This window comes from Ciceribacter sichuanensis, assembly GCF_024055605.1.
Classification (GTDB): domain Bacteria; phylum Pseudomonadota; class Alphaproteobacteria; order Rhizobiales; family Rhizobiaceae; genus Allorhizobium; species Allorhizobium sichuanense.
This window is the reverse complement of the sequence record NZ_JAMXLX010000001.1, coordinates 124,229-145,735: the sequence shown is the minus strand read 5'-3', so window position 1 is coordinate 145,735 and position 21,507 is coordinate 124,229. Positions and strand designations below refer to the sequence as shown.

General features: G+C 60.5%; 18 protein-coding genes. 10 read left to right on the top strand and 8 right to left on the bottom strand.

From position 1 onward, the window contains the following. Window positions 1-44 precede the first annotated feature (44 nt). From NBH21_RS00620 to NBH21_RS00585, 8 genes are all read left to right on the top strand, one after another. Window positions 45-1,316, top strand: coding sequence for a DUF3422 family protein (locus NBH21_RS00620; protein WP_250912033.1), 1,272 nt, complete (start codon window positions 45-47; stop codon window positions 1,314-1,316). Between the two features lie 148 nt (window positions 1,317-1,464). After that, complete coding sequence (locus NBH21_RS00615; RefSeq protein ID WP_250912032.1) at window positions 1,465-2,796, top strand: glycosyltransferase family 4 protein; 1,332 nt, start codon at window positions 1,465-1,467, stop codon at window positions 2,794-2,796. Further along, on the top strand, window positions 2,786-3,586 hold the full coding sequence (locus NBH21_RS00610) for an HAD-IIB family hydrolase (protein ID WP_250912031.1): 801 nt from the start codon (window positions 2,786-2,788) through the stop codon (window positions 3,584-3,586). The genes NBH21_RS00615 and NBH21_RS00610 overlap by 11 nt, the downstream gene beginning before the upstream one ends. Before the next feature lie 195 nt (window positions 3,587-3,781). Beyond that, a complete protein-coding gene (locus NBH21_RS00605) occupies window positions 3,782-4,249 on the top strand; it encodes an NUDIX hydrolase (protein WP_425340379.1) in 468 nt (155 codons plus the stop codon). A 197-nt stretch (window positions 4,250-4,446) separates the two neighbouring features. Then, window positions 4,447-5,952 carry an inorganic phosphate transporter gene (locus tag NBH21_RS00600; RefSeq protein WP_250912029.1) on the top strand — a complete coding sequence of 502 codons (1,506 nt, stop codon included), beginning with the start codon at window positions 4,447-4,449 and terminating at the stop codon, window positions 5,950-5,952. A gap of 15 nt (window positions 5,953-5,967) precedes the next feature. Continuing rightward, entirely contained in the window at window positions 5,968-6,705 is a 738-nt protein-coding gene (locus NBH21_RS00595) for a 16S rRNA (uracil(1498)-N(3))-methyltransferase (RefSeq protein WP_250912028.1), read from the top strand. A 157-nt stretch (window positions 6,706-6,862) separates the two neighbouring features. Then, window positions 6,863-8,236, top strand: coding sequence for a glutamate--cysteine ligase (locus tag NBH21_RS00590; RefSeq protein ID WP_250912027.1), 1,374 nt, complete (start codon window positions 6,863-6,865; stop codon window positions 8,234-8,236). 170 nt (window positions 8,237-8,406) lie between these two features. Next, a complete protein-coding gene (locus tag NBH21_RS00585; RefSeq protein ID WP_250912026.1) occupies window positions 8,407-9,318 on the top strand; it encodes a DUF937 domain-containing protein in 912 nt (303 codons plus the stop codon). 41 nt (window positions 9,319-9,359) lie between these two features. Here the strand turns inward: NBH21_RS00585 and NBH21_RS00580 are convergent, their stop codons facing one another. The 3 genes from NBH21_RS00580 to NBH21_RS00570 all read right to left on the bottom strand — a co-directional run bounded on the left by NBH21_RS00580 (window position 9,360) and on the right by NBH21_RS00570 (window position 13,498). After that, a complete protein-coding gene (locus NBH21_RS00580; protein WP_250912025.1) occupies window positions 9,360-10,220 on the bottom strand; it encodes a GNAT family N-acetyltransferase in 861 nt (286 codons plus the stop codon). A gap of 267 nt (window positions 10,221-10,487) precedes the next feature. Next, entirely contained in the window at window positions 10,488-12,965 is a 2,478-nt protein-coding gene (locus NBH21_RS00575; RefSeq protein ID WP_250912024.1) for a methyl-accepting chemotaxis protein, read from the bottom strand. 233 nt (window positions 12,966-13,198) lie between these two features. Continuing rightward, window positions 13,199-13,498: a DUF1127 domain-containing protein gene (locus tag NBH21_RS00570; RefSeq protein WP_250912023.1), complete on the bottom strand. Its 300-nt coding sequence runs from the start codon at window positions 13,496-13,498 to the stop codon at window positions 13,199-13,201. Window positions 13,499-13,698: 200 nt separating this feature from the next. On the opposite strand from NBH21_RS00570, the gene NBH21_RS00565 reads away from it, so the two are divergent. After that, window positions 13,699-14,652: a LysR substrate-binding domain-containing protein gene (locus NBH21_RS00565; RefSeq protein ID WP_250912022.1), complete on the top strand. Its 954-nt coding sequence runs from the start codon at window positions 13,699-13,701 to the stop codon at window positions 14,650-14,652. 40 nt (window positions 14,653-14,692) lie between these two features. Here NBH21_RS00565 and NBH21_RS00560 read toward each other — a convergent pair whose 3' ends face one another. Both NBH21_RS00560 and katG read right to left on the bottom strand, forming a co-directional pair. Continuing rightward, window positions 14,693-15,325 (bottom strand): TetR/AcrR family transcriptional regulator, encoded by a 633-nt coding sequence (locus NBH21_RS00560; protein ID WP_250912021.1) that lies wholly within the window; start codon window positions 15,323-15,325, stop codon window positions 14,693-14,695. 273 nt (window positions 15,326-15,598) lie between these two features. Beyond that, window positions 15,599-17,770, bottom strand: a complete 2,172-nt coding sequence (gene katG, locus NBH21_RS00555) for a catalase/peroxidase HPI (RefSeq protein ID WP_250912020.1) — start codon at window positions 17,768-17,770, stop codon at window positions 15,599-15,601. Between the two features lie 105 nt (window positions 17,771-17,875). Between katG and NBH21_RS00550 the strand changes: the two genes are divergently transcribed. Next, window positions 17,876-18,781 carry a hydrogen peroxide-inducible genes activator gene (locus tag NBH21_RS00550; protein WP_250912019.1) on the top strand — a complete coding sequence of 302 codons (906 nt, stop codon included), beginning with the start codon at window positions 17,876-17,878 and terminating at the stop codon, window positions 18,779-18,781. A 31-nt stretch (window positions 18,782-18,812) separates the two neighbouring features. Here NBH21_RS00550 and adhP read toward each other — a convergent pair whose 3' ends face one another. From adhP to NBH21_RS00535, 3 genes are all read right to left on the bottom strand, one after another. Continuing rightward, window positions 18,813-19,838 carry an alcohol dehydrogenase AdhP gene (gene adhP, locus NBH21_RS00545; protein ID WP_250912018.1) on the bottom strand — a complete coding sequence of 342 codons (1,026 nt, stop codon included), beginning with the start codon at window positions 19,836-19,838 and terminating at the stop codon, window positions 18,813-18,815. A 198-nt stretch (window positions 19,839-20,036) separates the two neighbouring features. Then, on the bottom strand, window positions 20,037-20,912 hold the full coding sequence (locus NBH21_RS00540) for a dienelactone hydrolase family protein (protein ID WP_250912017.1): 876 nt from the start codon (window positions 20,910-20,912) through the stop codon (window positions 20,037-20,039). A gap of 122 nt (window positions 20,913-21,034) precedes the next feature. Beyond that, complete coding sequence (locus NBH21_RS00535; RefSeq protein ID WP_250912016.1) at window positions 21,035-21,451, bottom strand: MAPEG family protein; 417 nt, start codon at window positions 21,449-21,451, stop codon at window positions 21,035-21,037. Between the last annotated feature and the right edge of the window lie 56 nt (window positions 21,452-21,507).

Genomic DNA, 21,507 nt, shown 5'->3' with positions numbered 1-21,507 from the left:
CATTTGCTAAGGAGGTCGGGACTGTCGGCGCATGGAGGCAATTGATGTCAAAGGGGAACTTCGCATTTCCGGTCGCGCCGGAACGGGCGCTGGCGCTCGGGGAAATTCATGCACGGCCTTATGCTCTGGTCAAATCCTCTCGCGTCATCTTCCAGCTCGCCTTCACCATGGATGGCGGTTCGGCGGTGCATCATAGCGTCCTGACGGAAGTCTCTCGCGCCCGCGGCGTTGCGCCGCCGGACAAGAACGCCCGCCACCATGCCATGCCCTGGGGACAGGGAACACTGCGCTGGGAGCGACACACCGAGTTTTCGACCTGGTTCTGGGACGGGCCGCTGCCGGAGAAATTCGGCGGCGAGGTGATTTCGCACCCGTTTGGCGACGGCTTTTCGCCGCCCGGTCCGCTGATGTCCGGTATTCGGCTGGAAATCCGGCCGGAAGGTCCGGAGACGGACGAGGCCATGACCATGTTCGACCCCGCGAGCCTCTGTTATAGCCACCTGAAGAACGGGCAGGCCTCGGTGCTGACCGACTTCCGGCAGGATGGCGATGGGCTGACCCGCATCCTGCTCATCGACCGCAGCCTGACGGAAGCCGGACGCGGTGCACTGGTGCAGCGTCTGCTCGACATCGAGACCTACCGGACGCTCGCAATGCTCGGCCTGCCGCTGGCGCAGACGCTTTCACCCGAAATCCGACGGATCGAGGATGGCCTGACCGGCGTCACGCAGCAGATGAAGATGCATGCGCGCGCAGAGGCCGACGGCATTCTGGCCGAAATCACCCGGCTTGCCGCCGAACTCGAGGCCAATGCGGCGCTCAGCCTCTATCGCTTCGGCGCCAGCCGCGCCTATGACGGCATCGTCGGCGAGCGCATCAAGACGCTCGACGAGACGCCTGTGCCCGGTTACGAAACGCTCGGCTCCTTCCTGGAACGCCGGCTGGCTCCCGCCATGCGCACCTGTCAGTCGGTTGAGGAAAGACAGGCAAACCTGTCGCGCAAGCTGTCGCGCGCGACCGGACTTGTCAGAAGCTGGATCGACGTGGAACTGGAACGTCAGAACTCCGACCTTCTAAACACGATGAACCGGCGCGCGGAAATGCAGCTTCGCCTGCAGCAGACCGTCGAAGGCCTCTCGGTGGCGGCGATCTCCTATTACATCGTCGGCCTCGTGGGCTACGCATCGAAGGCTGTCAGCCATGACGTGCTGCCGGTCGATCCCGCGGTCATCACCGGTGTGTCAGTGCCGATCGCCGTTCTCGGCGTCTGGTGGGTGGTCCGGCGCATCCGCAAAAGCCACTCCGAAGGGCACTAAGTCCTTCTTCCGCCTGTCTCTTTGGCCATAGAAAGAATGGACAAAGAGATGGGCGGCGGAGTTTTTTTCTCATTCGAGGGAACATTGCCCCGTTTTGAGCGTTCGTTTTCCGTTCTTGCGAAACGTAATTGCTCAATAGGGGTTTGATATGGTGCTGGACGTTCACGAGACGCCGCGCATTGCGCTGGTCTCCACCCATGGCTACGTAGCCGCCCATCCGCCGCTTGGCGCCGCCGACACCGGCGGTCAGGTTGTCTATGTTCTGGAGCTTGCCAAGAAGCTCGCACAGCTCGGTCACAAGGTCGATATCTATACCCGCCGCTTCGAGGACCAGCCGGAAATCGACACGGTGGACGACGACGTCCGGGTGATCCGCATCCCCTGCGGCGGGCGCGATTTCATTCCGAAGGAATATCTCCACCGCCACCTCAACGAATGGAACGAGAAGGCCCTGCGCTTCATCCGCCGGGAGGGCCTGTCGTATCTCTTCATCAACAGCCACTACTGGGATGCCGGCGTGGCGGGCCAGCGGCTTTCCGAAGCGCTGAACATTCCCCACGTCCATACGCCGCATTCGCTCGGCCTATGGAAGAAACGGCAGATGGAGACGGACTATCCGGAACGGGCCGACAAGTTCGAGCTGGAGTTCAACTTCAAGGAGCGCATCCAGCATGAACTGATCGTCTACCGAAGCTGTCAGCTGGTGATCGCGACCACGCCGATCCAGCTCGACATGCTGATCGAGGATTACGGGCTGAACCGGAACCGGGTGCACATGATCCCGCCGGGATATGACGACAACCGCTTCTATCCCGTTTCCGAATCCTCACGTCAGATGATCCGCAACCGGCTCGGATTTTCCGGCAAGACCGTGCTTGCGCTTGGCCGGCTTGCAACCAACAAGGGCTACGACCTGCTGATCGACGGCTTCTCGGTGCTGGCGGAACGTGTGCCGGAGGCGCGGCTTCGGCTGGCGCTCGGCGGTGAAAACATGGATGCTCAGGAAGCCGCCATCCTGCAGAAGCTGAAGGATCAGATCGCGGAACTCGGCCTTTCCGACCGGGTGGAATTCTCCAGTTTCATCCCGGACGAGGATTTGCCCGATTACTATCGCGCAGCCGATCTCTTCGTGTTGTCCAGCCGCTACGAACCCTTCGGCATGACCGCCGTCGAGGCCATGGCGAGCGGCACGCCGACCGTCGTCACCATCCATGGCGGGCTTTTCCGGGCGGTCAGTTACGGTCGACATGCCCTGTTTGCCGATCCATTCGACCGGGAAGATCTCGGCATTACCATGATGAAGCCGTTCAAGCATCCACGGCTTTATGGTCGACTTTCGCGCATGGGCGCCCACAAGGCACGCAGCCTTTTCACCTGGACCGGCATTGCACAGCAACTCGTGGCGCTGGTGGAGGGGCGCCCCGTCGCGCAGGCGCTCGACGAGGCGGACTGGGCAGAGCCCTGGAACGATGGCGACTGAGATGCCCTTCCGTCTTTTCTCCGCCGATCTGGATGGAACGCTCGCCGGCGACAGGGATGCCTCTCGCCGGTTCAGCCGTTACTGGCAGAGTCTCGATCCATCCCACCGACCGCTGCTGGTCTATAACAGCGGCCGGTTGATCGACGACATCCTTGCCTTCACGGAGGAAGAGGAACTGCCGCGGGCAGACGCGTTGATCGGCGGCGTCGGCACCATGCTCCTTTCCAACTCGCTGGCCGATATCGGCGAGGATTACGATCGCGCACTTGCCGCGACAGGTTACGACGCCCGGCGGATCGAGGCGCTGGTCATGAACGAGCGTGGCATTGTGCGCCAGCCGGAGCGCTATCAGCATCGCTTCAAGTCCAGCTGGTATCTGCACGATGCCAGCACGCAGGAACTCGACAACCTGTTCGCCAAGCTGAATAATGAAGGGCTTTCCGTACGCATCGTCTATTCGAGCAATCGCGATCTCGACATCCTGCCGGCCAATGCAGACAAGGGAGCCGCGCTTGCATGGCTCTGCGAGCGGATCGACGTCACCCCTGATGAGGTGATCGTGGCGGGCGACAGCGGCAACGATCGCAGCATGTTCCTGATGGAAGGCGTGCGAGGAATCATCCCCGCAAACGCTCTGGCAGAACTGACAAGCCTCGCCAAGGAACGCGATGCAGCCATTTTCCGAGCGCAGTCGAAAACTGCCGATGGAGTGATCGAAGGGCTTATGCACTGGTCAGGCAAGCCGAAAGAGACCAAAGTGGTCAATCTCGACAAATTTGCCCAATTTTAGCCAGGGCGTTCCTGACCAATCGCTTGACGAGGAAGGCACTGTGTCCCCCTAATGGACGCAGGTTTTGTCGCAATGATTCTCCTGATTGTCAAAAAGGTGACATTTTCGGAGCTGACAAAATCGAAAGGTAAATGACGAATCGAGGTGCCCCTTTCATTGACCATTGTCAGCCGTATAGCCAATGAGGTCCAGCTCATGCTGCGTCGTCCGCCGAGACAGCAATATGCCGCCATTTGCTACCGTTTGCGCAAGAAGCAGACGGAACCCGAAGTCTTGCTTCTGACAAGTCGCGACACCGGACGGTGGGTTATACCCAAAGGCTGGCCGATGTCGGGAAAGAAGGGTTATGCGGTCGCGGAACGCGAAGCTTATGAAGAAGCTGGCGTGAAGGGGAAGGTCGCCGAGAAGCCAATCGGTCACTACGACTATCTCAAGGGCATGGAAGGCGGGCTCAAGATCCATTGCCGTGTTCAGGTGCACACGCTCGAAGTCAGGAACGAGTTGACGGACTTCCCCGAAAAGGGCATGCGGCGCAGCGAATGGGTGAACTGCGAAGAGGCCGCCGCCCGCGTGCAGGAACCCGAACTCAAGGTGCTGTTCCACAAGTTCGCCCAGAAATTTTCCGGCATCCAGCCCGACCCGATCCCGGAAGCCGGCGAATAACAAGACTATTACAAAAACATCATATTGAATTATCCTGTCTTTGCTAATAGCAAACGGCAATAACGGTGCCATCGATGCACCGAAGAAGAACCTTCCCGGGGAACAATAAAGGGCACGATGCGAGAGAGGGATTGGCTGCGGTCATGCCCGTCAAGTTCGCACGGCAGGCCTGCGACAAAGAGGAACCAAACCGACCGATGGCCAAGCCTCCGCCAACGCTCGTCAAGCCGACACTCGACAAGGACCTCGACAAGGTCACTTACGTCGAGCAGGCTGCGCAGCAGGTTTCCCGGCGCATCATTCCCCTGGGCATCGGCCTCTTTTTCCTCGTTCTCGTCACGATCTTTTCCGGCATCTACGTGACCGGCCAGCCGGGCGCGGCCCTCGTGATCGCCGCATCCGCGATCGGCGCTTACATGGCGATGAACATCGGCGCGAACGACGTGACGAACAATGTCGGCGCTGCCGTCGGCGCGCGGGCCATACCGCTTGCCGGCGCGCTGGCGCTTGCCGCAGTCTTCGAGATTGCCGGTGCAATGATTGCCGGCGGCGACGTCATCTCGACCATCTCGAAGGGCATCCTTGCCCCTGACCGGATCGAGGTGCCGCAGGCCTTCTCTTTCGCGATGATGTCGGCGCTTCTCGCCGCCGCCTTCTGGATCAACATCGCCACCTGGGCGAAGGCACCCGTTTCGACAACCCACTCGATCGTCGGCGCTGTCATGGGCGCGGGCGTGGCTGCCGGCGGCTTTTCAGCCGTCAGCTGGAGCGCGCTCCTCGGCATTACCGCGAGCTGGATGCTGTCGCCGCTGCTCGGCGGGGCAATCGCCGCGTTGATCCTCTATTTCATCGAGGAATTCATCACCTATCGGCAGGACAAGATCGCAGCGGCAAAGCGCTGGGTACCTGTTCTGATCGGCGTGATGACCGGCGCTTTCGCCACCTATCTCACGATCAAGGGCATAGGCCAGGTGTTCCGCATAGGCCAGACGCAGGCGATGCTTCTCGGCCTCGGCAGCGGACTGCTGGCGTGGCTCGGCAGCGTTCCACTGATCAGGCACCAAGCGGCCGGCCTTGAAAACCGCAACCAGTCGCTGCGCAAGCTTTTCCGCCTGCCGCTCGTTTTCTCCGCCGCGCTCCTCTCTTTCGCCCACGGCGCCAATGACGTGGCCAATGCGATCGGGCCGGTGGTCGCGGTGGTGCATGCCACGCGGGTGCAGGAAATTGCCGCGGCGATCGTTCCACCGATCTGGGTGACCGCCATTGGCGCCTTCGGCATTTCGATGGGGCTTCTGCTTTACGGCCCCCGCCTCATTCGCCTCGTCGGCGAACAGATCACCAAGCTCAACCCGATGCGGGCCTATTGCGTGTCGCTTTCGGCCGCGACCACGGTCATTTTCGCCTCATGGTTCGGTCTTCCGGTGAGCTCGACCCATATCGCCGTCGGCGCGGTGTTCGGCGTCGGCTTCTTCCGCGAATGGTATACCCGCCATTCGCGGCGGCGCATCGAATACATGAAGATGAAGGCCGACTACTGGGAAATCGAGGACACGCGGGAGCGCGATCCGGACGAGACCCGTCGGCGTCTTCTCGTGCGCCGTTCGCATTTCCTCAGCATCATCGCCGCGTGGATCATTACGGTTCCCGCCTCCGCGCTACTTGCAGCCGTGATCTTCTGGGTTATGTTCCAGCTCTTCCTGTAACCCCTGGGACGAGAAATGCGCGCGAATTACCGGATGCAACGACTGTACGTCGAAAACGACATCAGGCCCAATCAGGGCTTCGAGACGACATCCGAGCAGTTCAACTATCTCGCCAACGTCCTGCGGCTCACCGAAGATGCCGAGATCCTCGTGTTCAACGGTCGCGACGGAGAATGGAAGGCGAAACTTACCTTTCCCTCGCGCAAGAAGATCGTTCTTCTTCCCGTCGAGCAGACCCGTCCGCAGCCTGCGGATTGCGATCTCAGTTTCCTGTTCGCACCCCTCAAGGTCGGGCGAATGGACTACCTGATCCAGAAGGCCGTCGAGATGGGGGCCGGAGTGCTGCAGCCGGTGATGACCCAGCATGTGCAGGGCAAGATCACCAGCCTCGAGCGGTTGCAGGCCAATGCGGTCGAGGCGGCCGAGCAATGCGGCATCCTTGCCATTCCACAGGTGCTTGCCCCGCAGCGGTTGAAAGATCTGCTTGAACGCTGGCCGGCGGAGCGCCGGATCATCTACTGCGACGAGGACAGTTCGACCCAGAACCCGCTGCCGGGTCTTTCCTCGATCAAGGAGAAGCATCTGGCCGTGCTGGTCGGGCCGGAGGGCGGCTTCTCGGACGAGGAGCGGGAACTGCTGCGCAGTCTGTCTTTCGTCACCGCCATTCCGCTTGGTCCCCGTATCCTTCGGGCCGATACGGCGGCGGTCGCGGCACTCGCCGTCGTGCAGGCGGCCATCGGTGACTGGCAATAATATGACGAAACGCAAACATGGTAGATATCCATGCCGCAGATGGATTTTTTTGACCGGCCGTTGAAAGATTTTTTCTTGCACCGTCCTGAAATCCGGTCCAATCACCTTGCCCAATGGCCCGGTGTGCGTGCCGGCAAGACCCGATAAGGTATACTCAATGGCTCGTGATACCACCGACCATACTCCCCTCACCTCCGTTGAGGAAATGGCCGAATATCTTGCTTCCGGCAGCAAGCCGGAGGAAGCGTTCCGGATCGGAACGGAACACGAGAAATTCGTCTTCTTCCAGGCAGACAACTCCCCCGTTCCCTATTTCGGCGACGCCAGCATTTCCGCGCTGCTGAAGGGCATGCAGAAAAAGCTCGGCTGGGATCCGATCATGGACGGCGAGAACATCATCGGGCTTGGCGAACCCACCGGCATGGGCGCGATCTCCATCGAGCCCGGTGGCCAGTTCGAACTATCCGGTGCGCCGCTCGAGACGATCCACCAGACCTGTGCGGAATCGAACGGTCACCTTGCTACCCTGCGCGAGATCGCGGAGCCGATGGGCATCCGCTTCCTCGGCATCGGCGGCAGCCCGAAGTGGACCCTTGCCGAAACACCGCGCATGCCCAAGTCGCGCTATGACATCATGACCCGCTACATGCCGAAGGTCGGTAGCCACGGCCTCGACATGATGTATCGCACCTGTACCATCCAGGTGAACCTCGACTTCTCCTCGGAAGCCGACATGCGCCGCAAGATGCGCGTCGGCATGAAGCTGCAGCCGCTGGCGACCGCGCTGTTTGCCTCCTCACCCTTTACCGAAGGCAAGCCGAACGGCCTGCAATCCTGGCGCGGCGAGATCTGGCGCGATACCGACAATGCGCGCTCGGGCATCCTGCCCTTCTCGCTCTCCGACGATTTCAGCTTCGGTGACTATGTGGAATGGGCGCTCGACGTGCCGATGTATTTCGTGGTGCGCGATGGCCGTTATCACGACTGCACCCATATCACTTTCCGCCAGTTCATGGCCGGTGCGCTGAAGGGCGAACTCATGGAGTGGGAACCAACACTCGGCGACTGGACCAATCATCTCTCGACGCTGTTCCCCGACGTGCGGCTGAAGCGCTTCCTTGAAATGCGCGGCGCCGATGGCGGCCCATGGCGCCGTATCTGCGCACTACCGGCCTTCTGGGTGGGCCTGCTGTACAACGACGATGCGCTCGAGGCGGCAGACGAACTGACGCGTCAATGGACCTTCGCGGACGCCAACGCGCTTCGCAATGCTGTCCCCGTTCAGGGCCTCAAGGCGGAAATCGCCGGACGCAACCTTCTCGATGTCGCCCGCGATGTGGTCGAGCTTTCGAGCCGCGGCCTCAAGGCCCGTGCGCGCCTCAACCGCGAAGGCCAGGACGAAAGTATCTTCCTCGCCTCCCTCGAAGAGGTTCTGGCCAAGAAGACGACGCTCGCCGAGGATCTTCTGGCGCTCTATCATGGCCGCTGGAACGGTGAGATCGACCACGTCTTCGAAGAGTTCCAGTACTGACGGGTTCGGCGCCATCGCATGATGGCGGCACTATCAGCGCCCGTAACCGAAGGTGTTCACAGCGAAAATAGCTGTTGCCGTCTTCACCCTGTCGTAAAAATCGGTTTTCGCCTGTCATTTTCCCGCTATAGTGGCTTCAATGCGTTGCAAGCACGGGGGGACTGACGACGATGTTGCCGCTTTTCGAGATGATGCTGCAGGCGCAGAACGGCATGGCGATAGACGCCATGGCCAAGCAATTCAATCTTGCCCAGGAACAGGCGGCAAAGGCCGTCGCGGCCCTCATGCCGGCATTCTCCTCCGGCTTCAAACGCAACGTCACCAACCCTTACGATTTCTCCGCCCTCCTCGGCGCCATGGCTTCCGGAAGCTACGCCAAGTATTTCGAGGACATGAGCAAGGCGTTCACGCCGCAGGGCATCGATGACGGCAATCAGGTGCTGGAAAAACTCTTCGGCTCCAAGGAAGTGTCCCGGGCCATCGCGGCGCAGGCGGCGCAGTTCACCGGCATCGGTCAGGACATCCTGAAAAAGATGATGCCGGCGATGGCCGATACCATCATGGGCGGCCTGTTCAAGCAGACCACCGGGCAGTTTCCGGAAACCAACGTCTTTGCCGGAACGCCGATGGGCGCGATGATGCAGCAATGGCTCGAAAGCACCGGCTTTCAGCCGAAGGCGCAGCCCAAGCCCCAGCCGAATTTCTTCGACAATCCGTTCACCCGCGCCTTTCAGGAGATGATGGGCGGCGGCGCACCAAAACCGCAGCCGGCTCCAGCCACCGCCAATCCCTTCTTCGACAACCCGTTCGCCAAGGCGTTTCAGGAGATGATAGCGGGCATGCAGACTGATGCGCCCGCAGCCAAGCCGCAGGCTTCAGCCGCCAAACCGCAGGAAGAGCAGCCGCAGGCGGCGGCGCCCCAGGCGGGAGCCAACCTCAACGACATGATCAACGTCATGTTCGACAGCGGGCTGGAGGTGCAGAAGAACTACCAGAAAAGCATGGAACAGATCTTCGACAGCTATCTCGCAGCGTCGAAGACCGCCGCGCCTGAAGCGGCTCCGGATGCGCCCAAGGGCTGACGCCGTCTTATCCTGTTTTCGGAAAGGCGGGACACCGGTTTCTAACCTGTCGAATGACTGGAAAGGCCAAACACCGCATTGGAGCCGCGCGACGGCAACTGGCCAAGCGTCATGTTGACCACGTTCATGATGGGTACAAGGCCGCTGGTTTCGAGGTACTGACGGAAAGGACCGTGCTTTACGCGCGTATCCACCCGGACGAAACTGCCCGGGAGGTCTGCCAGAAAAGCTTCGACGAGCGCTATCGCATCACCTTCCTTCTCCGCAATGATCGGGCCTATCAGATGGCCACGACCAAATTGACGGCGCATGGCGAAACCGCGGACCCTGCCCCTTCTTTCGATCACCACCGTCTCTGATACCCGCCAGAGTTCGAGCAGCAGGGTGCTGCGATCCACCCCATGGGCATCGGCATCGCAATCAACGATCTGGGGTAAATCCAACGCCTCGGCGGGGCGGCATCTGCTTTTCGAGGGCGAGACCGGACCAACAATACCCTGATGCTGGAACACAGGGCCGGTCGCAAGCGCACCCAGCGACCGATAGAAAGGAACGGAATCGTTGCATGCATTGAGGAAGACAGGGCGATCTTCGGTACGCTCGACGATATCTGCCATGAGGCGGGTCGCCAGACCCTCCAGCTTCAGACGCGGGTGAGCGATGACCATGCCGACAGCAGAAACATCGCCGCCCAGGGTGAAATACATCGCGGACCCATGAATACGGCCGCTTTCATCGACCGCCACGATACCGTCTCCGGCGGCCAGGTTCACAGCCCAGTCAGACTTCCTGTGCGGCCACCCGATGCTGGCTGAAAGCGCATGCAGCCCATCAAGGTGCTCGGCCTTCATCTCCATCTCCAGGAGATCGTAGCTTTCCAGATTTACTAACGGCACGGTCATAACGGCTGGCACTCGCTGATCATTGCATCGATTTCCGCAGCAATGCTAAAGTGTGGAGCCGGGAGCGCAAGGTCCAAAATATCGCCAGTCGGTTTTAACGCACTTCCGAGGCGGCCGATCTTCCGCAGTCAGTCCAGAGCGGTGTTTCCGCCGGGGAGCCCGGCAGAGGCCGTCTGTTTTTGCGGCCACTGCTCATAAGATCCGGCACCAGATTTCCCTATTGCGCACCGAGGCGGGGCCAAGCGCTTCATTACCCTGACAACAGGCTCAGAATTCTTCCCAGCTCTCGTCCTTGCCCTTAGACCCGGCGCTTGCCTTGCCCATGCCCGAGGACAGCTTGTCCAGCAGCGCGCGGGCCGGCGATGCCACGGAGCGTACCGGAGCGGGAGTATTCGCCGATGCAAGCCGCAGCTTGGTTACGGGCTTCCCAGCTGGGGCCGGTGGAGGTGCAACCGTTTCCGTGCGGCTGAAGCCGGTCTCCCGCAGATCTGCAAAACGCTGTTCCGAGGGTATCGCGCCCTTTTCGACCGTAAACTGACCGACGAGCCCCATCAGCATTTCCGCATCGCGTGACAGCCCGGTCATCTCGGCATTGGTCTGCTCGGCCGCGCGGGCGTTCTGCTGGGTCACGTCTTCCATGCGGCCGACGGCGGAGTTGATTTCCTTCAGGCTGGTCGATTGTTCGCGGGCCGCACCAGCGATCGAATGGATGTGATCACCGATCTCGACCACCTGGCCCGCGATGTCAGACAAAACGCCGCCGGCATCGCGAACGAGGCCGACGCCGTTTGACACTTCCTCACCGGATTTGGTGATCAGCGCCTTGATATCCTTCGCTGCATTGGCAGAGCGCTGGGCAAGTTCGCGGACTTCCTGTGCGACGACAGCGAAGCCCTTGCCGGCCTCGCCCGCACGAGCGGCCTCAACGCCGGCATTCAGCGCCAGGAGGTTGGTCTGGAAGGCGATCTCATCGATCACGTTGATGATCTTGGAAATCTCGCTCGATGCATTTTCGATGCGTTCCATCGCATTGACGGCGCCGCTGACGATCTGGCTCGAACGGTCGGAATTGGCGCGTGCCTGACTTGCAAGCTGCGAAGCATTTTCGGCGCGGTCGGACGACAGCCGGATCGCTTCCATGATCTGGCGGATCGAAGCGGACGTCTGCTCGAGGGCTGCGGCCTGCTGTTCCGTGCGGCGGGAAAGGTCCGCCGTGGAGGAGCCGACCTTGCCGCTCTTGCGGTTGATCTCGTTGACGTTGGAATGAACGGCGGAAACGGTGTGCGACAGCCGTTGCAGCGAGGCGTTGAAATCCACCCGGAGCCGATCGAGATTGCTCGACAGCGGCTTGTGAATGACGGCGGTCAGATCGCCGCTCGCCAGCTTCTGGAGGGCTGCGCCAAGCACGTCGATCGCTTCAGTCAGTTCGGCCTGTTCCGCAGCCTTCTCCGCATCGCGGGAACGGCGCTCTTCGTCACCGGCCCTCCGGCGACGTTCGGCATCGCTTTCCAACTCCCGTTTCTCGATTTCGGCGCGGCGGAAGACGGCTACCGAGCGCACCATGTCGCCGATCTCGTCCTTGCGGTCCTCGCCCGGAAGATCGATATCGGTATTGCCGCCGGCAAGGTCCTCCATGGACTTCACCAGAGCGGAGATGGGACGGGTCAGCGTGCGTGAATAGAGGATCGCCACAATCGAACCGATCAGGATGAGCAGCCCACCGAAGGCAACCGAAACCAGGGTGGTGGTCCTGAGGTTCGCGGCGATTTCATCCTCGCCGATCAGGGCGATGACGGCCCAACGCGTGCCGGCAAACTCCAGTGGCGAAGCCGCCGCATAGCTCGTCATATCGCGATAGCCTTCGACCTTGCCGGTCAATTCCTGCCCGTCAACTGCAGCCTTGACCAGCGGCGAATCCACGACGACGTGAAGTGCATCGTCCGCGGACGTATGGACGCTGTCGTTGATGACCTCGCCCTTGGTGCTGACGAGAATTGTCTCACCCGTTTCGCCCAGCCCCTTCTTGTTCGAATACATCGTGTTGAAACGGGCATTCGGAAGCTGGTAGGCAAGGACGCCGATGGAGCGGCCATTCTGCATGATCGGGGTAGCCACGAAGGACGCGGCATTGCCTCCGGACGGACCGTAGGCCTCGAATTCGGACATGGCGACTTCATCGCCCTTCGACTTCAAGGCCTTCTGGAAGACAGCAGCGAGGCCGGTATCCTTGTAAGGTCCGGTCAGCAGGTTGGTGCCGAAATCGCGCTCCTTCATCACCGTATAAACGATGGTACCGGCAGGATTGATTACGAAGAGATCGTAATAGCCCTGATCCTGGAGATGCTTCAGGAAGCCCGGATGGTACTGCTTGTGAGCGCGGTCGTAGGCATCCTTCTTGGCGGTGTCGAGCTTGTACTTCTCGCCGATCGGATTGGGATTCTCGTCGATATATCGCGTCTGCAACTCCTTGGCCGGATCGTCGCCGAGGAAGTTCATGCCGCCGCTGAATGCAAACAGCGACTGCTGCGTGGTAAAGCTGGTCGAAATGGCCGATAGATCGAGGCGGACGCCATCGAGATAGCCGCGCGCCTCGTTACGGCGGCCGTCGGCCGTGGCTTCGAGCTTCTGATAGACCTGAGCCGTCAGGGAGCGGTTTTCGAGATAAAGATTGATAGCCATGGAGGCCGAAAGGCTCACTAGGGTAAAGAGAGCGGCAGCAACAGGCAGCTTCCGGGAAATGCGCATCTGAAAGGCTCCGTGACAAGGCGGGCATAGACCGACACAATTCGTCTATGGCTGCCATATCAACGTTAGCAAGCCGTTACTTCCGCCTAAAACTTCGGCAATTGGTAGTCCTATCCACATAAAAAAAGCCCGGCGAGGAACTTCCGTCGCCGGGCAAGTAAGCAGGGTTTATTGGCTATCACCCTGCGGGGATCAGTGAAACCGGGTGAAACTCACCCGGCAGGACCATGTCCTCAATCGACAGGCAGACCTCGCAAGGCGCGCCGGGCATGATTACGGGCGGCGCGCGAAAGCTGCTGCGAAGGATCGTCCGCGATACCGGACATGCCGAGGATCCGGTTGACTTCGGATCGGGAGAGCCCGATGTCCCTCAACTGGAAATCGTCAAGTTCGGCAAGGCAGTTCGCAGCACGGCGGTTGCGCATGGCACGCCAAACGGATCGCATCGTTGCAAGGACGGTAACCAGACGCTGGACGGGCGTCTGCCGCGACGGCGCGATATCGAGTTCAATCATCCGTTCGGTCGTGCTCATGACAGTCTTCCTTTCGTTTCGGCACGAGAAAAGGCGTCCTCCGACTGCACTCGCAGTGGAGGTCAACCAGAACCATTGGAGAGGCTTTGAGCCCTTCTCCGACAAGCATTGATTTGCAGCGTGAGGATGCCGAAAGGCTATTGATCAGTCCAACGAATGTTTCTAATAGTTATCATCAACTCACCTTATGGATCGTTCCCATGTCGGCGCCCCTCGATATCGACCAGCTTCAAACCTTCATTGCGATCGTGGATACGGGCAGCTTCACAAAGGCCGCCGCGCGTGTCTTCAAGACGCAATCGGCGGTGTCGATGCAGATGCGTCGACTGGAAGAACGGATCGGCAAGCAGCTCTTCATCAAGGATGGCCGCGGCAACCGGCTGTCGGCGGAAGGCGACAAGCTCCTGAATTACGCCCGGCGCATTATCCGGCTGAACAGCGAGGCAATCGCCGCTTTCGACGACAACCGGCTTGAGGGAACGCTCAGGATCGGCACCCCTGACGACTATGCCGACCGGTACATGCCGGAAATCATCGGCCGTTTCGCCAAAACCCATCCCAATGTCGAACTCTACATCGTCTGCGAACCGTCGGTGGATTTGTCGGAAAAGATGTCGAGAGGTGAACTGGATATCGCGCTGGTGACCCATAATCCGCTGCTGCGGCAGTCCGACGTGGTGCGGACGGAGCCGCTGTGCTGGGTCGCCTCTGCCAACCACCCGCTGAAGGACGACGCGCCGGTACCGCTTGCGGTCGGTCGACGCGACTGCCAGTGGCGCCAGCTTGCCTGTTCGGCACTCGATGCGGATGGACGCGAATACCAGATCCTGTTCACGAGCTGGTCCTCGACCGTCGTTGCGTCGGCAGTTCTCGCCGGCATGGCCGTCTCCATACTGCCGGAATCGGCGCTCCGGACGGGCATGAAGGTGCTGACCCAGGCCGATGGCTTCCCCCCACTCCCCCCGGTGCAGATCGGCATCATGAAGCGGCCCGGCGTTTCAAGCTCGCTGATGAACGCGATCACCGATCACATCACCGCCTGCCTCGACAACATCACGCCCGCCAACGTCGAAGACGATCTCGACGGCGATGTGAAGACCTACCCGCGCTACTATCCGCGCCTGCGCGCTGGCCACATGATCCCCGGCTGGTAAAGACCGGGAAATCCGGAACCCACGTGGTCTAAATCAAGATTTAGTCGTTGAACTCGAAGAGCGTGCGGGCGCCCATGGATTTCCATTCGGCGAGGTATTCCTGTGCGCTCACCTCGTCGCGCACCATGGCGAAGCGGGCGAGCGCACCGCTGAGATAGAGCACCATATGGACGCGCAGGCAGAAGGCCGACTGGTGCTTGTCGGCCACAAGATGCTTGAGGGCTCCGTAAATGATATCGGTCAGGCGCTCGAGATGGGCAAGGTTGAGCTCCTGAAAATCCCGGTCGGTCATACCCGCCATCCAGACAGGCAGATAGGTCCGGTCGGCACGATAAAGTTGATAGAACTCATCGAAGAGCTTCGACAGCATTTCGATGGCCTGGTCGGTCGATTTCACATCAGGAAACGCCAACTCGGCACGCTCCTGCACGATTGCCGTGTGGCGATCGTGAAAGGCCCTGATGATCGCGGCCTTCTCCGGAAAGAACTGGTAGAGAGACCCGATCGGCACGCCGGCGCGGGCGGCGATGTCGGTCATCTTGAGATCGGCGACCCCATGCATGGCGATGAGGTCGACGGCAGCTTCCATGATCGCATCCAGACGCTGGATACTGCGCTCCTGCTGCGGCTTCTTGCGCAACTGAAGCCGGCTGCTGATTTTCTTCGACGTCATCTTTCCGTACCTGACCCGCTTCCGGCCAATGAGCCGGTATCAGGTCACCTAGACGAGGTTCTACCCGCTTTTCCCTAAAAGAAAAGAACGCAATTTAACCATAGCCGGAAAAACAAACCGGAGCCGCAGCAACGGTGTCGCTGCGGCTCCGGTTGTCACAGATACGAGGCCAGCTTGGCGGTCTGGCGGGCAGTGCCGGCCTCGTAGCCATGAGCCGGCACACCTTCGAACCCCGTATCCTTGCGACACGGTCAACCGGTCAACGCACCTTTATCAGACGAGATCGAAACGATCCGCGTTCATCACCTTGGTCCAGGCCGCCACAAAGTCACGGACAAACTTTTCCTTATTGTCGTCCTGGGCATAGACTTCCGCATAGGCGCGCAGGATGGAGTTCGAGCCGAGTACAAGATCCACGCGACTTGCCGTGTACTTGGTCACGCCGGTCTTGCGATCCCGGATGTCATAGGAGTTCCTGCCGGTCGGGACCCAGGAATAGGCCATGTCCGTCAGCGTCGTGAAGAAGTCGGTGGTGAGCGCTCCGACACGGTCGGTGAATACACCCTGCTTCGCGTCACCGTAGTTGGTGCCGATCACGCGCAAGCCGCCGATGAGAACGACCAGTTCGGGAGCGGTAAGCCCCAGCAACTGGGCACGATCAAGCAGCAACTCCTCGGGACTGACGACATAGTCCGTCTTCTGCCAGTTACGGAAACCGTCGGCGAGCGGTTCCAGCACTGCAAAGCCGTCTACGTCGGTCTGCTCGGCGGAGGCATCGCCACGGCCCGGTGCGAAGGGCACGTCGATGTCGAAGCCGGCGGCCTTGGCGGCGAGTTCCACGCCCACATTGCCGGCGAGAACGATGACATCGGCGACACTGGCGCCGGTCTCGGCAGCAATGCCTTCGAGAACCGTCAAGACCTTTGCCAGACGCTCCGGTTCGTTGCCTTCCCAATCCTTCTGCGGGGCGAGACGAATACGGGCACCGTTTGCACCGCCGCGCTTGTCGGAACCACGGAAGGTTCGGGCACTATCCCAGGCAGTGGCAACCAATTCTCCGGTAGTCAGGCCACTGTTGATGATCTTCGCCTTAATGGCGACGACGTCATAATCCGTGCTGCCTGCAGGAATGGGATCCTGCCAGATCAGGTCTTCGGTCGGGGCATCCGGGCCGAAATAGCGGGATTTCGGTCCGACGTCGCGATGGGTCAGCTTGAACCAGGCGCGGGCGAAGACGTCCGAGAAGTGCTCCTGGTCGTCCTTGAACTTCAGCGAAATTTCGCGGTAGATCGGATCGACCCTGAGTGCCATGTCGGCATCGGTCATCATCGGGTTGTGGCGGATCGACGGATCCTCCACGTCAACCGGACGCTCCTGTTCGGCGATCGCAATCGGTTCCCACTGGTGCGCACCGGCGGGGCTCGTCACCAGATGCCATTCGTGCTCGAACAACATCTTGAAGTAGCCGTTGTCCCACTTGGTCGGTTCGGTGGTCCACGCGCCTTCGAGACCGGAGACGACGGTGTCGCGACCGACACCGCGGCCATGGGTGTTCAACCAGCCAAGACCCTGGAATTCCGGGCCAGCAGCTTCCGGGTCGGGGCTGAGGTTGGCCGCGCTGCCATTGCCGTGGCATTTGCCAATCGTGTGGCCGCCGGCGGTCAGCGCCACGGTTTCCTCGTCGTTCATGCCCATGCGGGCGAAGGTCTCGCGCATCTGAGCGGCGGTCGCGAGCGGATCGGACTTGCCGTTCACGCCTTCCGGGTTGACGTAAATAAGACCCATCTGCACGGCGGCCAGCGGATTTTCGAGCGTCTCCGGTCTGGTCACGTCGCCGTAGCGGCCGTCGCTGGGCGCCAGCCATTCCTTCTCGTCACCCCAGTAGGTGTCCTTTTCCGGGTGCCAGATGTCTTCGCGACCGAAGGCGAAGCCAAAGGTCTTCAGACCGGCGACTTCGTAGGCGATGGTGCCGGCCAGTGCGATAAGATCGGCCCAGGAGATCCTGTTGCCGTACTTCTTCTTGATCGGCCAGAGCAGACGACGGCCCTTGTCGGTATTGACGTTGTCCGGCCAGGAGTTGAGCGGTGCGAAGCGCTGGTTGCCGGTGTTGGCGCCACCACGACCGTCCGTGACACGGTAGGAACCGGCAGCGTGCCAGGTGACGCGGGCCATCATACCGACATAGCTGCCCCAGTCGGCCGGCCACCATTCCTGGCTGTCCAGCATCAGCGCACGCAGGTCAGCCTTAAGCGCCTCGACATCGAGCTTCTTCAACTCTTCACGATAGTTGAAGTCCTTGCCGAGCGGATTGGTCTTGGTGTCGTGCTGATGCAGGATATCGAGGTTCAGCGCATTCGGCCACCAGTCCATCACCGACTTGCCCATGGCGGTATTGCCACCATGCATCACCGGACACTTGCCAGCGGATTTCACATGCTCGTTCATTTCGTCCTCCTGTTTTTGTGTGAACGTCTTGTGGGGCCACAATCTGCGAAAACTTCGATAATCTCCAATTGTCTTTTTTGGAATTTTCGATAATAAAATCCTATCATGTTGACCATCCGACAAATGCGCTATTTCGAAGCTCTCGCCACCACCTTGCACTTCGGCCGGGCGGCCGAAATGGTGCATGTCAGCCAGCCGGCTCTATCGGCGCAGATCATGGAAATGGAAAAGCATCTGAGCGTAACGCTGATCGAGCGCACCCGGTCCGGAACGCTGCTGACACGGAAAGGGCTGGAGGTTCTCGGCCATATCCGCTCGATACTGGCGGGCGTCGACCGGCTGGAGGAAGCGGCGCGATATGGGTCGGGAACACTCGACGGGCTGCTCAGGCTCGGCATTATTCCGACCGTGGCACCCTATCTGGTGCCAAAACTCGTGCCATTCCTCAGGCGAGAGCATCCGCTTATCGAACTGGAACTGAAGGAAGCGGTGACCGGCAAACTGGTGAGCGACCTCTCCGAAGGCAAGCTCGACGCCATCATCGCGGCACTGCCGATCGAAGCCGATAACGTCGTCAGCAAATCGCTCTTTACCGACCGCTTCTACATGGCCATGGCCGACAACGAGAGCGACGTACTCCTGTCTCCGATGACCGAAACGGAGGTCGATCCAGAACGGTTGCTGCTGCTGGAAGAAGGCCACTGCCTGCGCGATCAGGCGCTTTCCGTCTGCAAGGCGGCGAACAAGCGCAGCCTTGTCAATTTCGGCGCGACATCAATGACCACGCTTCTGCAGATGGTGTCGCACGACATGGGCCTGACCCTGATCCCGGAAATGGCGATCGAGACCGAAACCGCCCGCAACGCCATACGTATCGTGCCCTTCGCCGACCCGCAGCCATCCCGCGAGATCGGCCTGATCTGGCGCCGCTCAAGCCCGCGAAGGACGGACATGGAGGCTCTGGCGGAAGCGGTCGTGGCAAGTCGCGAAAACGAAAAGAGCCGCGCATAACACGCGGCCCCTTCCCTCAATCGAAGAGCGATCAGGCGAGATCGAGGACGATGCGGCCGTCGATCTTGCCTTCTTCCATGCGGTGGAAGATGTCGTTGATGTTTTCGATCTTGTCCCAGGAGAAATGCGACTTCACCTTGCCTTCGCCGGCGAAGACCAGGGATTCCTCGAGATCCTGACGGGTGCCGACGATGGAGCCGCGCACCGTAATGCGCTTCAAAACCGTATCGAAGACCGGCAGCGAGATGAAGCCCGGCGGCAGGCCGACCAGCGCCATGGTGCCCTTGGAGCGCAGGAAGCCGTAGGCCTGTTCCATCGCCTTGGGGGAGACGGCGGTGACGAGCGCGCCATGCACGCCGCCGGTTGCCTTCTGTACCTGCGCGATGGCATCGGCATCACGACCGTTGACCGTCACATCAGCGCCGAGCTCCTTGGCGAGTTTCAGCTTCTCATCGAAGATATCGGCGGCAACGACGTGCATACCCATGGCCTTGGCGTACTGGACAGCCATATGGCCGAGACCGCCGATGCCGGAAATAACCACCCATTCGCCGGGGCGAACTTCGGTTTCCTTCAGGCCCTTGTAGACGGTGACGCCGGCGCAGAGAACCGGAGCGGCCGGGCCGAATTCCAGATTTGCCGGGAGGGTACCGACGAAATCAGGATCGGCAAGGCCGTACTGGGCAAAGGTCCCGTTGACGGAATAGCCGGTGTTCTGCTGGCTGCCGCACAGGGTTTCCCAGCCGGTGCGGCAAGGCGTGCAGCAACCGCAGGCGGTGTGGAGCCACGGAACGCCGACGCGATCGCCTTCCTTTATGCGGGTGACGCCGGCACCGAGCTTGGCGACGTAACCGACGCCTTCATGACCCGGAATGAACGGCGGATTGGGCTTGACCGGCCAGTCGCCGTTTGCGGCATGCAGGTCGGTGTGGCAAACGCCGGTAGCCTCGTATTTCACAAGGATCTGTCCGGGACCAGGCTCAGGAATGGCGACCTCCTCGATCACCAGAGGCTTGCCGAACTCCCGCACCACGGCGGCCTTCATCACAGATGCCATAACTATCTCCCTGGTAAATGACTTAGGATCAAACTCACCTAATCCGCATATCGTGACGGTAACGCGAATTCGAATGTAACCTACCCCAAAGCACCCGGGCATTTCTTGATCCGCATCAAGCCGCAGGACCGAAAACGAAAACCCGGCGTCGCACATATGCGACAGCCGGGAGCGGCAAACCATGCTGCACTGCAATCCTCAGACGAGGTATTTCTTAAGGAACGCCACCGTGCGCGACCACGCAAGATCGGCCGCCGCCTTGTCGTAACGGGCAGCGGAGGAATCATTGTTGAAGGCATGATTCACGCCGTCATAGACGTGGATTTCGAAGGTCTTGCCATCCTTTTCCAGCGCTGCCCTGTAAGCCTCGATGCCGGCATTGACCCGCTCATCGAGGCCCGCATAGTGCAGCAGCAATGGAGCCTTGATCTTCGCAACGTCTTCCGCAGGCGGCTGCATGCCATAATAGGCAACCCCTGCCCCGAGTTCCGGCGAGGCGACGGCCAGCCGGTTGACCAGCCCACCGCCCCAGCAGAAGCCGATGGCGCCGACCTTGCCGTTGACCTTGTCATGGCTTGCGAGAAATGCCCGCGTCGCTTCGGCATTGGCGACGGTTGCCGCCATGTCCAACTTCGAAAACATCTCGCGCGCCTGATCCTCGTTTTCCGGCGTACCGCCCTGCGGCGACAGGAAATCGGGAGCCAGCGCCACGAAGCCTTCGAGCGCCATCCGGCGGGCGATGTCGCGAATATGCGGATTGAGGCCGCGGTTTTCGTGGATGACGATCACACCCGACAACTTGCCGGCGGCATCCTTCGGGATCGCCAGATAGCCCTTCATCTCGCCAGAGGCCCCGGGATAGGTGACGTCCTGCGTCTCCAGTCTCGCGTCATCGTCCGCAATCATGGCGGCGTTGGCCTTGCTGGCGGCGAGCATGGGGGCGATCGCCACCGCGGCAGCGCCGGATCCGGCCAGCATGGTCAGCTTTTCCATGAACCGGCGCCGGTCGAGCGTCAGGTGGGTGTATTCGTCATAGGCGTCGATCATCGCCTGCGTGATCTTCGGCGTGTTCATGGGCTCTCCTCCTCGGTCGTATCATCAACCGCACGGCTTTCCGTGCCTCAATGAATGATAGGAGCCTCAAACGATGGGCCAAGACACATGCGCGTGAGCGCCAGTCACTTTTAAGAGGTCGCCTAAGAGGTCGCCATCCAGACGGCAAGCCAGATCCACATTCCGCCAAGTGCAAGAAAGCCGGCCATAAACGCTGGGAAACGCAGCGCCATGCGATTGCTGGTCACATGCACGGCCGCGTGGGCATAGCGTGTGGCAACGAAGATCCAGGCGAGGACGACCGAGACCAGATTGTCCGCCTCGGCGATGAACAGAAGAATGCAGCAGATATAGAAGAGAACCGGCAGTTCGAACTGGTTGGCGATGCAGTTGCGGACCGACAGCGTTTCCGGCGGATCGTTACGGCCCCAGCGCATCGTCTCTTCGTCTATACGACTTTCCCGCAGCAACCGTTGACGGCGCAGGCGCAACAATCCGTAAAGACCGTAAACAAGAAAGACCTGGGCGAGAATGGGCCAGAAAATCTGGAAGCCTGTCATTGAAGACATCTCCGTCCGCGGCAAAATGCATAAACATCAAATGAGAGAAACGGCCG

Coding starts and splice junctions, on each gene's coding strand:
- NBH21_RS00620 (WP_250912033.1), top strand. CDS start 45: ATGTCAAAGGGGAACTTCGCATTTCCGGTCGCGCCGGAACGGGCGCTG.
- NBH21_RS00615 (WP_250912032.1), top strand. CDS start 1,465: ATGGTGCTGGACGTTCACGAGACGCCGCGCATTGCGCTGGTCTCCACC.
- NBH21_RS00610 (WP_250912031.1), top strand. CDS start 2,786: ATGGCGACTGAGATGCCCTTCCGTCTTTTCTCCGCCGATCTGGATGGA.
- NBH21_RS00605 (WP_425340379.1), top strand. CDS start 3,782: ATGCTGCGTCGTCCGCCGAGACAGCAATATGCCGCCATTTGCTACCGT.
- NBH21_RS00600 (WP_250912029.1), top strand. CDS start 4,447: ATGGCCAAGCCTCCGCCAACGCTCGTCAAGCCGACACTCGACAAGGAC.
- NBH21_RS00595 (WP_250912028.1), top strand. CDS start 5,968: ATGCGCGCGAATTACCGGATGCAACGACTGTACGTCGAAAACGACATC.
- NBH21_RS00590 (WP_250912027.1), top strand. CDS start 6,863: ATGGCTCGTGATACCACCGACCATACTCCCCTCACCTCCGTTGAGGAA.
- NBH21_RS00585 (WP_250912026.1), top strand. CDS start 8,407: ATGTTGCCGCTTTTCGAGATGATGCTGCAGGCGCAGAACGGCATGGCG.
- NBH21_RS00580 (WP_250912025.1), bottom strand. CDS start 10,220: ATGACCGTGCCGTTAGTAAATCTGGAAAGCTACGATCTCCTGGAGATG.
- NBH21_RS00575 (WP_250912024.1), bottom strand. CDS start 12,965: ATGCGCATTTCCCGGAAGCTGCCTGTTGCTGCCGCTCTCTTTACCCTA.
- NBH21_RS00570 (WP_250912023.1), bottom strand. CDS start 13,498: ATGAGCACGACCGAACGGATGATTGAACTCGATATCGCGCCGTCGCGG.
- NBH21_RS00565 (WP_250912022.1), top strand. CDS start 13,699: ATGTCGGCGCCCCTCGATATCGACCAGCTTCAAACCTTCATTGCGATC.
- NBH21_RS00560 (WP_250912021.1), bottom strand. CDS start 15,325: ATGACGTCGAAGAAAATCAGCAGCCGGCTTCAGTTGCGCAAGAAGCCG.
- katG (WP_250912020.1), bottom strand. CDS start 17,770: ATGAACGAGCATGTGAAATCCGCTGGCAAGTGTCCGGTGATGCATGGT.
- NBH21_RS00550 (WP_250912019.1), top strand. CDS start 17,876: ATGTTGACCATCCGACAAATGCGCTATTTCGAAGCTCTCGCCACCACC.
- adhP (WP_250912018.1), bottom strand. CDS start 19,838: ATGGCATCTGTGATGAAGGCCGCCGTGGTGCGGGAGTTCGGCAAGCCT.
- NBH21_RS00540 (WP_250912017.1), bottom strand. CDS start 20,912: ATGAACACGCCGAAGATCACGCAGGCGATGATCGACGCCTATGACGAA.
- NBH21_RS00535 (WP_250912016.1), bottom strand. CDS start 21,451: ATGACAGGCTTCCAGATTTTCTGGCCCATTCTCGCCCAGGTCTTTCTT.